At 42.6% G+C, this 11,387-nt stretch carries 9 protein-coding genes; 6 read left to right on the top strand and 3 right to left on the bottom strand.

What is annotated here, in order from left to right; all coding sequences use genetic code 11:
• Window positions 1-5 precede the first annotated feature (5 nt).
• Window positions 6-692 carry a DNA repair protein RecO gene (recO, locus tag BWD47_RS08355; protein WP_036966616.1) on the top strand — a complete coding sequence of 229 codons (687 nt, stop codon included), beginning with the start codon at window positions 6-8 and terminating at the stop codon, window positions 690-692.
• A gap of 43 nt (window positions 693-735) precedes the next feature.
• Window positions 736-1,467 (top strand): pyridoxine 5'-phosphate synthase, encoded by a 732-nt coding sequence (pdxJ, locus tag BWD47_RS08350; protein ID WP_036966619.1) that lies wholly within the window; start codon window positions 736-738, stop codon window positions 1,465-1,467.
• A gap of 71 nt (window positions 1,468-1,538) precedes the next feature.
• On the opposite strand, the gene BWD47_RS08345 is transcribed toward pdxJ, so the two are convergent.
• The 3 genes from BWD47_RS08345 to barA are packed head-to-tail and all read right to left on the bottom strand — an operon-like array spanning window position 1,539 to window position 5,159.
• Window positions 1,539-1,865 (bottom strand): hypothetical protein, encoded by a 327-nt coding sequence (locus BWD47_RS08345; RefSeq protein WP_036966622.1) that lies wholly within the window; start codon window positions 1,863-1,865, stop codon window positions 1,539-1,541.
• 12 nt (window positions 1,866-1,877) lie between these two features.
• A complete protein-coding gene (locus tag BWD47_RS08340) occupies window positions 1,878-2,354 on the bottom strand; it encodes an energy transducer TonB (protein ID WP_075593794.1) in 477 nt (158 codons plus the stop codon).
• 36 nt (window positions 2,355-2,390) lie between these two features.
• Window positions 2,391-5,159 (bottom strand): two-component sensor histidine kinase BarA, encoded by a 2,769-nt coding sequence (barA, locus tag BWD47_RS08335; protein WP_065978676.1) that lies wholly within the window; start codon window positions 5,157-5,159, stop codon window positions 2,391-2,393.
• A gap of 80 nt (window positions 5,160-5,239) precedes the next feature.
• Between barA and rlmD the strand changes: the two genes are divergently transcribed.
• The 4 genes from rlmD (at window position 5,240) to BWD47_RS08315 (ending at window position 11,314) form a co-directional block, all read left to right on the top strand.
• On the top strand, window positions 5,240-6,565 hold the full coding sequence (gene rlmD / locus BWD47_RS08330; RefSeq protein ID WP_036966629.1) for a 23S rRNA (uracil(1939)-C(5))-methyltransferase RlmD: 1,326 nt from the start codon (window positions 5,240-5,242) through the stop codon (window positions 6,563-6,565).
• Between the two features lie 8 nt (window positions 6,566-6,573).
• Window positions 6,574-8,733 carry a GTP diphosphokinase gene (relA, locus tag BWD47_RS08325; protein WP_036966631.1) on the top strand — a complete coding sequence of 720 codons (2,160 nt, stop codon included), beginning with the start codon at window positions 6,574-6,576 and terminating at the stop codon, window positions 8,731-8,733.
• Window positions 8,733-9,533: a nucleoside triphosphate pyrophosphohydrolase gene (mazG, locus tag BWD47_RS08320; RefSeq protein WP_036966634.1), complete on the top strand. Its 801-nt coding sequence runs from the start codon at window positions 8,733-8,735 to the stop codon at window positions 9,531-9,533. Before relA ends, mazG begins: the two co-directional genes overlap by 1 nt.
• A 146-nt stretch (window positions 9,534-9,679) precedes the next feature.
• Window positions 9,680-11,314, top strand: a complete 1,635-nt coding sequence (locus BWD47_RS08315; RefSeq protein ID WP_036966637.1) for a CTP synthase — start codon at window positions 9,680-9,682, stop codon at window positions 11,312-11,314.
• Window positions 11,315-11,387 lie beyond the last annotated feature (73 nt).

Below are 11,387 nucleotides of genomic sequence, written 5' to 3'. Positions count from 1 at the left end.
ACGCCATGGATAGCGATTTCTACACAGCATACTTGTTGCACCGACGTCCATTTAGTGACTCACAAGTAATGCTTGATATGCTGGTAGAAGGCGTGGGTCAGCTTAGAATGCTGGCCCGAATTAGTGGTCGCCAGGCCACTAAACATAAAGCACAACTGCAACCTTTCCAATCACTGCTGGTACAATACAGCGGTAAATCAGATTTAAAATACATTAATCGTTTTGAACCCCATGGCACGCAAACCATGCTCACGGGGAATGAGTTGTATTGTGGATTTTATTTAAACGAATTAACCAATCGTATCGTACCTATCAATGAACCCATGGAAAGTGTTTACCATTTGTATAAACAGCACTTGAGTGATTTATCGGGTACTCAACACTTGCAAGCAGTGTTACGTTCGTATGAATTTCAGTTACTCGAATTGCTCGGTTATGGGGTTGATTTTAGTGTCGACGCGCACGGTGATGAGATCATTGGCAGTGCCAGTTACCAGTACTTTGCTGAATATGGCTTTTTGCTGCATGACGACCCGCACAGTGGTTTTTCAGGTGCGCAATTAAATGCCATTGCTGCCCATGACTTCAGCGCGCCTGATGTGTTATATATGGCAAAGCAGTTAAGTCGTTACTTACTCAAGCCTTTACTCGGTAAAAAGCCATTAAAAAGTCGTGAGTTATTTATTAAGTAGGCTGAATAGCAGCCGTTAATCGTTGTTTTAAACAGGTAAAAAAATGAAAGATATTCTTCTTGGTGTAAACGTTGATCATATTGCCACTTTACGCCAAGCGCGTGGCACAAGTTACCCAGATCCTGCTCATGCAGCCAGTGTTGCAGAGCATGCCGGTGCAGATGGTATCACCATTCATTTGCGTGAAGACCGTCGTCATATTCAAGACCGTGACGTGTATGTAATGGCTAAAACCATTCAAACGCGTATGAATCTTGAGGTTGCCGTGACTGATGAAATGATTGATATTGCGCTTGAAGTAAAACCCGCTTATGTGTGTTTAGTGCCTGAAAAACGCGAAGAGCTAACAACAGAAGGCGGCCTAGACGTAGTGGGTAACTTTGAAAAAGTAAAAGCGGCGACTGAAAAATTAACGGCAGCGGGTATTAAAGTATCGTTATTCATTGATGCTGATAACGCGCAACTTGATGCTGCTAAAGCCTGTAACGCACCGTATGTAGAAATTCATACTGGCGCGTATGCAGATGCAGAAAATGACGAAGAGCTACATACAGAGCTTGAGCGTATTCGCAGCGGTGTACAATACGCCCACGGTCTTGGTTTAATTGTAAATGCTGGTCATGGCCTGCACTACCACAACGTAAAACCAATTGCTGCAATGCCAGAAATTTACGAGTTAAACATTGGTCATGCGATTATTGCGCGTGCCGCGATTGACGGCCTAGACAAAGCAGTACGTGATATGAAACGCCTGATGATTGAGGCGCGTTTGTAAATATAAGCTTCAAGCACTTTTAAGCAAGTATTGAATTGAGAGCGCGGCGGATGTTGTATCCAGCGCGCTTTTTATTTCATCAAATACGCAATAAATTGTGCAAGCAATGATGATAACAAAGGTGAAATACAGAGTAGAGTAACTATGTACTGATGCTTTTTCTTAAAGCTTTTTAAAACACCATCATCAATGGCCGACAATTCGCCTTGTTTAATTGAATGAAACACAATTGAGTTGGGTGTTGCTCTCATTAAGCGGGCTTTACTTTCGTATGTTTGCCACTGCTCAGCGTAATTGATTTTTACGTAGTTATTAGCTTCTTTACTTAGTTTTTTATAGCGAAGGAAAAACCACGTGAGTGAAATAGCGCTAAAGAGAATAAGTAAGATAAAATACAAAGCAGGCTCCCTTTAATACTTCACAATTCGTGTACCCGTAGAATAAATAATATCGCGACTAGGGCATGAATAATTAGGTTTTAGTGTTCTACAAGATTGCTCGGGTGTGTCAAAACAAAAATCAAAACGAGTTTGGGTTTTCACCGCTTTATCAGTAATATTTTGCGGCAGCTCATTCCAGTGCCAATGCGTGATTACTTCTTTTGCTGCATCGGCAAATACAGGGTGAGTAGAGGCAACTACCTGAATATCTTTAATCTCATTGTGTGGCGTAATAACATACTCAATGGTCGCGCACCCTTCTGTTGCTTGGATAACTGCTTTTTTTGGGTATCTGGCAGGAAAGCGCTCAAGTTGCTGCCATTTTGGTGTTTTCAATTCATCATAGCTAACTGATAAATCCGCATACTCTAGTGTCATCGGTTTATCTGCAGTTGAAGCACAGCCAAAGGCAAGTAAACTGCCCGCTAAAATTAAATAACTTTTCATTTATATATTCCTTTATATCGTTTTATTGAGCGGCTTTTATCGTTGCTGCTCTATCATGCCTGCATCACTTAACAAATTATTCAGCTCGTCAATAAGCTCAAATAATTCAGGTTCAATATAATTTAAATCACAATCGCCTTTTAGTGACGTTTCAAGGGTTTCGGCAAGCGATTTTAGCTTTGGTACGCCGGTGTAACAACATGCGCCATGGAACTTATGCACGATGCTAAGTACATGCTCGCAATCTTCATTTTCTATTGCTTCATTGAGTAGACGCAAGGTCTCAGGCACGCTGAGTAACAGCATATTGAGCATTTCAAGAGCGAGTTCTTCTTTGCCGCCTGCGCGCTGTAGCGCAAGCTGCCAATCTAGGCGTGTGCTCTCAAATGGAGGTTCAGATTGAACGGCAACTGTTTTGCTTCGCTCTCGGTTAATAGGGGATTGTGGGCTATGATCACTAATGATCTGCTTTAGCATATCTTCGTCAATCGGTTTGGTTAAATAACCTTTAAAGCCATCTTTTAGCAGCTGCTCTTTTTCACCAGCCAACGCATGCGCTGTTACCGCAATAATTGGGGTGTCTTCATTAAGTGATGACTCACGAATAAGCTTACACGCTGTAATGCCATCCATAATAGGCATTTGAATATCCATAAATATTAAGTCGTATTTATGGCTTTTACTTAAGCTATAGGCTTGTGAACCATTATGGGCGGTATCAATGAGCTCAATTTGTTCATCTAATAGTGTACAAATAAGTTTTAGATTTGCGTCATTATCATCAACAACCAGCACTTTTAATGGCAGTAGTTTTTCATCGCCTTGCTCAATATTGTGTACCGGATGGTCAAGGCGATACGGGGCTGCTAATACTTCACATAATTTACGATGATTAAGTGGTTTACTTAAACAGGCATCAGCACCACTACCCACAAAGGCTTCACGCATATTATGCGACACCGTATTGAGCATAATGTATAAATAGTCAGTGACAGGTCTTACCGCTTTAACGTAGCCTTTAAGCTGCTGCATATCATCGATTGTTGCGGTGTGACCGATAATACAAATATCGTAACTAAAGTCTTTGTTTATCTCGTTTAAGAAACTTTCTTCATCGGTACAGGCGGTAACTTGTGTTTGCCACTCATTCAACAATGACAAGGTTGCTTGGTGCGTATGTTCGTGCGGTTCTAAGTATAGAATGCGTTTATTAATCAGTGATTGAGTTGGTAAGTCACTGGTGATTGAATTAGACGGCGTTCTAAACACCGCATTAAACGTAAAGCAGGTGCCATTACCGGGGGCTGAGTTTAAGGTAATGCGGCCGTTCATGGCTTCAACAATATGCTTGGTAATAATTAACCCTAAGCCTGTGCCGCCAAATTTGCGGGTAATACTTGAATCGGCTTGGCCAAATGGTGTGAATAAAGCATCTTGCTTATCCATAGGAATACCCACACCGGTATCGGTTACCGACACCAAAATAGAGGCTCGCTCTTCATCAAGCAAACGATAACCGACATCGACTTTAATAGACCCTTTTTCGGTGAACTTTATCGCATTACTGAGTAAGTTAATTAAAATTTGCTTAAAGCGAGTCGGGTCGCCAGTTAAGTTATCGGGCACTTGCGGGTGAATAAATATAGATAGCTCGAGTTGTTTTTCGTGGGCGCTAGGAGCAAGCAATGTTAATACTTCATTGATGGTATCGCGCAGTTGAAACTGCATCGATTCGAGTTCCATCGCACCGGCTTCTAATTTCGAGAAATCTAAAATATCGCTGATAATGGTCATTAAGCTGTTAGCAGACAACTCAATCGTATCGAGGTAATCCTTTTGGTGTTTATTCAGAGGCGTTTTATATAGCTGACGCGTAAAGCCAATAACCCCATTTAAAGGAGTACGTAATTCGTGACTCATTTTCGCTAAGAAATCTGATTTAACACGGTTGGCATCTTGAGCATCTTTTTTTGCAATACTCAGCTGAATATTTTGTGTTTCGTACTGTTCGAGTGTTTCTCGGTAATCTGCAGTGGCTTGGTCAATGTGCTTTTGCATTTCATCGCGTTGCATCACCATGGTGTCTGAAATCGTATTAAGTCCTTCACGAAGGAGCTCAAATTCGCCAAACATTTTTTGATCAAGGCCTGTATCGACTTTACCCTCATTAAGTTTATCTGTAGCAAGTACTAACTTATTAAGAGGTTGAATAAACATACGCGATAATCTAAACGCCAGCACAGTTGCTAAAACAAGCGCCAGTAAAATAACCACACCACTTACTAATAACGCACGTTGTTGACCAATGATGGCTTGCTGCTTATTGAGCATGATCACCACTGTGCCTAAAGAAGCCTGATAACTATGGTGATTCCATATCATGTCTTGGCGGCTATGATTAATAATAGCCGTTGAAAAGGTTAAATAATGTTCTGAGCTTTGCATATGAACACCGTCTAATATCGGTTTGTTCGTGTTCATCAGCTCTCTAAATTCACTTTGGTATTTACTGAAAATAACCAGCTCGTTATTTTCATCAAAAATAGCAATAGACTGAATAGCAGGCGAGTGTTTGTTGTGAGTATGACTAACTAAACGAGTTAACAGCGCTTTATTTCGTTTAAGTAAAGGTTGCTCTACAGCGATAGCAAGGGGCTCAATGATGGTCTCGCCTTGTTGATACAAAATTTCATCGAGCTCAATGTAACGATTTATTGTAAAATAACCGCCCAGCAACAAGCCTATGATCACAGTCGGTATAAGTGTGAGGGTTAAGACTGAGTCACGTAAGCCAAATTTAGTCATAAAAGATGTTGTTATCATTATTATCGTAGTTTAAGAGTATATACTTACTCCCGCTTTATCAATAATTAAGGTGTTGCCCGATGGCACAGATTTTCAAAGCTAAAAAGAAATCCGTCTCACAAAAAATGCTCACACTCACCGTTTCGGCCATGGATCACCAAGGACGAGGTGTTGCAAAGCAAGGCAGTAAAGTGTGCTTTGTGAACGGTGCGCTGCCCGGCGAGGAAGTTAAAGCACAGCTCATTGACGATAAGGCACGTTTTGCCAGTGCTGATTGCAAAAAAGTATTGCGCGCGTCAGCGCATCGAGTAACGCCTTTTTGTCAGCATTATCAAGTATGTGGTGGTTGTCAGTTACAACACCTCGATGCATCGCAGCAATTAGTTGAAAAGCAAGCAGCTGTGAGCCAGCTATTCAGTAAATTTGCCAAAGCAGATAATTTAAATTGGCAAGCGCCGCTTGTTAGTGAAGCGCGTCATTACAGACGATCGGCACGTGTTGCCGTAATGCATGATAAAGCCGCGAAAAAAATGCGCGTAGGTTATCGTGCTCAAGGGTCAAAGCAGCTCGTGAGTATTGAGCGTTGTGATGTGCTTTCAACTAAATTTAGCGCGTTATTTACGGTCTTTGATGAACTGATAAATAACCACGCAGGGCTAACCTGTATTAGTCACTTACAACTGTGCGAGGCAGACAATGCCGCTTATGTTGTCATTCGCCATACAAAACCAATTAGCAATGCGCTTAAAACGGTTGTTGAGAAAGCCTGTGATGAGTATCAATGGTGCCTAGTATGGCAATCACACAGCGGTGAGATTGATCACACTCATCATCCAATGCCGTACTACACTATACCAGAGTACGACTTAACCTTTGAGTTTGGCTTAGAGAACTTTGTGCAAGTAAATCCGCATGTTAATCAAGCCATGTTACATCAAGCAAAAGTGTGGCTTGATTTACAGGGTCATGAACAGGTATTAGATTTATTTTGTGGTATTGGTAATTTTTCATTATTGATTGCAAAGTATGCAAAACACGTTATTGGTGTCGAAGGAGTGGATTCTGCGGTTGCATTAGCGAAACAAAATGCGCAAACTAACTCATTATCGAATACCGATTTTTATTGCTTTGATTTAACTCAATCAATGCAATCAGCTGCGTGGTTCAGCAAAGACATTGATGTATTGGTGCTTGACCCGTCACGAACTGGCGCTATGGCTATTTTAGAGCAGTTACCACTTACTCAGTTTAAAACGATTTTATATGTCTCTTGTGATCCTGTTACTTTAGCCCGTGACAGTGCAATTATTTTACAAGCAGGCTTCAGCATTGAAAAAATTGGGCTTATGAATATGTTCCCGCATACAGGGCATATTGAAACGATGGCGTTATTTCACAGGAGGTAAAGCGCACTATGGTAGCCACTAGACAGTCACATCAGCTTACTAAGCCGAGTGATTTTACCAGCCGTATAGAGCTGTTAGCGCTAACAGAAGATAAATCTACCTTATTAGAACAGGCGCATCAATTGTGCCTGCATTGCGATGATGTTAAACGCCAGAATATGGCCATTGAAATGGTGGAGATTTTAGCCGAGCTAAATTTAGATGCTGATTCATTGGCAACCGCCTTTTTAACGCCGTATTTTTTAGCTGAAAAAATTTCTATCGACACAGTAACAGATAAGCTTGGTAACCACGTTGCCTTGCTGCTTACTGGTGTGAGCCAAATGGCAACCATCAGCACCTTAGCACATCAGGGTAAAGGCACCGTTCAAATTGATAATATTCGCCGTATGCTTTTGGCAATGGTTGAAGATGTGCGTGCGGTGGTTATTAAACTGGCTGAACAAGTATGTTACCTACGCGAAGTGAAAAATGGCAGTGAAGAAGAGCGCGTAATAGCAGCAAAAGAAACGCGCGATATTTTTGCGCCACTCGCCAATCGTTTAGGGATAGGTCAGCTTAAGTGGGAGCTAGAAGACTTATCTTTTCGTTATTTGCACCCAGACACCTACAAAAATATTGCCAAGCAATTAGACGATAAACGGCTTGCCCGCGAAGCCTACATGGAAAATATGGTGGCTCTGGTTAAAGCACGCCTCCAAGAAGCGGGCATTGCTGGCGAGGTGTATGGTCGCCCGAAACATATTTTCAGCATTTATAAAAAAATGGCGCAGAAGAACTACGAGTTCGATCAATTATTTGATATTCGTGCCATGCGTATTGTGGTTGAGCGTTTGCAAGATTGCTACGCGGCCTTGGGGATTGTTCACACAAACTGGCGTCATTTAAATAAAGAGTTTGATGACTACATTGCAACGCCAAAACAAAATGGTTATCAATCGATTCATACCGTGGTGTTTGGTCCTGAAGGTAAAACTGTCGAAATTCAAATTCGTACCAGCGAGATGCACCAAGATGCCGAGCTCGGTGTCGCGGCTCACTGGATGTACAAAGAAGGCGCATTACCGGGGCGTGGCTCAGGTTATGAGCAAAAAATTAGCTGGTTGCGTAAGTTACTGCAATGGCAAGAAGAAGTTGTTGATGGCAGCGACTTAGCCGAAGAGCTTAAAAATCAGGTGGTGGAAGACCGTGTTTACGTGTTTACCCCGAAAGGCGATATTTTTGATTTACCACTCGGTGCGACGCCGCTCGATTTTGCCTACTACATTCACTCTAATGTAGGGCACCGGTGTATCGGCGCAAAAGTATTTGGCAAAATTGTGCCTTTTACGTACCAACTAAGTACGGGCGATCAGGTTGAGATTTTAACGCAAAAGCAAGCGAACCCGAGCCGAGATTGGTTAAATCCGTCGTTAGGCTATATTAAATCGTCGCGAGCACGTTCGAAAATTCATCATTGGTTTAAGCAGCTCGACCGCGATAAAAACTTAAGTGCCGGTAAAGAAATTCTAGAAACAGAACTACACAAGCTCGATCTTACAACCAAAGATCTTACCCCCGCGATAGAGCGCTTTAACTTGCGGGGTCTTGAAGATTTAATGGTTGCTGTTGGCGCAGGTGATGTGCGTCTTAATCAGTTGCTTAACTTTATTAGCGACCGTGATGACGACGAGCCACAAATCAGGTTTAAAAAACCAAAAAGTGTCAACGGTGATAAAAATGGCATTGTGGTTGATGGCGTCGGCAGTTTATTGAGCCATGTGGCTAAATGTTGTCGCCCTGTTCCCGGCGATGAAATTATTGGGTATATCACGCAAGGGCGGGGGATTGCCGTTCACCGTGAAGACTGTGATTCATTTGAAAAACTGCGAGAAAAGCACCCAGAGCGTGTGATTTCAGTAAGTTGGTCAGACGATGTAAATGGCTCTTACACGCTAACCATTAAAGTAGAGGCAACGGATAGATCTGGGCTTATTCGTGATATTAGCTCTGTACTTGCCAATGAAAAAGTAAATGTGCTGAACATGAACGTCAACACAGTCGAAGACAAGCAATTAGCACTTTTCTCAATGCAGGTAGAAGTTCACGACTTATCAAGCACAAACCGCTTGTTATCTAAACTTCACCAAATTGAAGGGGTCCATGAAGCAAAACGTGGGCATGCGTAATGACAGATAAACACAGTATTGATGACTCATTAGCGATCATGGAAAAACTACGGGACCCAGATACTGGGTGCCCGTGGGATTTAAAACAAAATTTTAAATCGATAGTGCCTCATACCATTGAAGAGGCTTATGAAGTTGCTGACTGCATTGAAAAGGGCGAGTTGAGTGAGCTTAAAAGTGAACTGGGTGACTTACTCTTTCAGGTTGTGTTTTACGCGCAGCTTGCAAAAGAGCAGGGGCTATTTGATTTTAATGACGTTGTCAGCACATTAAACGAAAAACTAGTGCGCAGGCACCCTCATGTGTTCGCTGAAAAAACAACACTCACAGAGGCCGAATTATCACAGCAGTGGCAAGCAATAAAAGCACAAGAGCGGGCGCAAAAAGCACCCACACAGCAACTGAGTTTATGGCAAGACATCCCCGATGCGATGCCAGGGCTTACTAAGGCGAAAAAGATTCAGCAGCGGGTGGCAAGTCTTGGCTTCGATTGGCCAAGCTATCAGGGGGCACTTGATAAAGTGGCCGAAGAAGTCGGGGAAGTGAAAGAAGCGCTTGCGCATGATCCGTACTCAGAACACAGCGCAGAAGAACTGGGCGATTTGTTATTTGCAACGGTCAATGTGGCCCGTCATATTAAGCGCGACCCTGAGCAATTATTACGCAGTGCTAACGCTAAGTTTATGGCACGCTTTGAAAAAGTGGCCGCTTATTTAAGTGAGCGCGGGCAATGTTTAGAGACCGCAAGTTTAGAAGAGATGGACAGCGCGTGGGAAGCCATTAAAAAGCACCCACAATGACACAGCATAGGGACAGGAATGCCGCGCTCGTTTTTTGTGCACTTATTTGCTAATTTTATCTGGATTGATAGCAGTGCCTTTGCTATAATATCGCCCCGTCTTGATTCTATATTATTCCTTTTAATTCCTGATATTCTAGGGTTCGCATGAGTACAAAATTTATCTTCGTTACTGGCGGGGTTGTTTCTTCGTTGGGTAAAGGTATTGCAGCAGCGTCGTTAGCCGCAATTTTAGAAGCACGTGGTTTAAACGTGACTATTTTAAAGCTGGATCCTTACATCAACGTTGACCCAGGCACTATGAGCCCAATTCAGCACGGTGAAGTATATGTTACTGAAGACGGTGCAGAAACTGACCTTGATTTAGGTCACTATGAGCGTTTCATCCGTACTAAGATGAGTAGCCGCAACAACTTCACACAAGGCCGTGTTTATGAAGATGTTTTACGACGTGAGCGTCGCGGTGAATACCTTGGTGCAACAATTCAGGTTATTCCACATATCACAAACGACATTAAGCAACGTGTATACGACGGTGCCGAAGGTCGCGATGTAGCCATCGTTGAAATTGGTGGTACAGTGGGTGACATTGAGTCACAACCGTTCTTAGAAGCAATTCGTCAGCTTGGCACAGAAATCGGCCGTGAGCGCGCATTGTTTATTCACCTAACGCTTGTGCCATTCTTAGGCCCTGCAGGTGAAGTTAAAACGAAACCAACACAACATTCAGTAAAAGAATTACGTTCGATTGGTATCCAACCAGATATCTTAATTTGTCGTTCTGATCGTAAATTACCTAATAACGAGCGCGCGAAAATCGCACTTTTCACTAACGTGGAAGAAAAAGCCGTTATTTCATTACCAGACGTAGAAAGCATCTACAAGATCCCAGCGTTACTTAAGTCACAAGAACTTGATAACTTTGTGTGTCGTCGTTTTTACCTTGAGTGCCCAGAAGCAGATTTATCTGAGTGGGAGCAAGTATTATATCAAGAGTCTAACCCAACGGGTGAAGTGACAATTGGTATGGTAGGTAAGTACATTGAACTACCAGACGCTTACAAGTCAGTAAACGAAGCATTAAAGCATGCGGGTCTTAAAAACCGTTTAACAGTGAACATCGAATACGTTGATTCACAAGACTTAGAAAGCAAAGGCACTGAGATGCTTTCTCACCTTGACGCTATTTTAGTACCAGGTGGTTTTGGTGGTCGTGGTGTTGAAGGTAAGATTTTAGCGGCTAAATACGCACGTGAAAACAAAGTACCTTACCTAGGCATTTGTTTAGGTATGCAAGTGGCACTTATTGAGTATGCGCGTAACGTTGCAGGCCTTGCAGATGCAAACTCAACGGAATTCAATGCAAAATCAGCACACCCAGTGGTTGGCTTAATCACCGAGTGGCAAGATGCCGACGGTAACGTTGAAGTACGTGATGAGCAGTCTGACCTTGGAGGCACAATGCGTTTAGGCGCACAAAAATGTCACTTAACGCCAGGCTCTAAAGTAAGTGAAGTATACGGTAGTGACGAAATTGTTGAACGTCACCGTCATCGCTACGAAGTAAATAACCACTACGTAGAGCAGCTTGAAAAAGCAGGTTTAAGTTTCACTGGTTTATCTGAAGATAAGAAACTAGTCGAAATTATCGAAAATAAAGATCACCCTTGGTTTATTGCCGCGCAATTCCACCCGGAATTCACGTCAACACCACGTGATGGTCACCCGCTATTTGAAGGGTTTGTTGCAGCTGCACACACTCACCAAAAAGCGTCATCGTAATTTAAATAGGCCGTGCTATATGCACGGCTTATTTGTTTTAAAAAGCCAACGAATTAACAAAGTTGGCATAAAC

Origin of the sequence: Pseudoalteromonas sp. PAB 2.2, assembly GCF_001938575.1 — a bacterium.
GTDB lineage: Bacteria > Pseudomonadota > Gammaproteobacteria > Enterobacterales > Alteromonadaceae > Pseudoalteromonas > Pseudoalteromonas lipolytica.
Note: the sequence above shows the minus strand (reverse complement) of the source record. Positions and strands in the feature narration are given on the sequence as shown.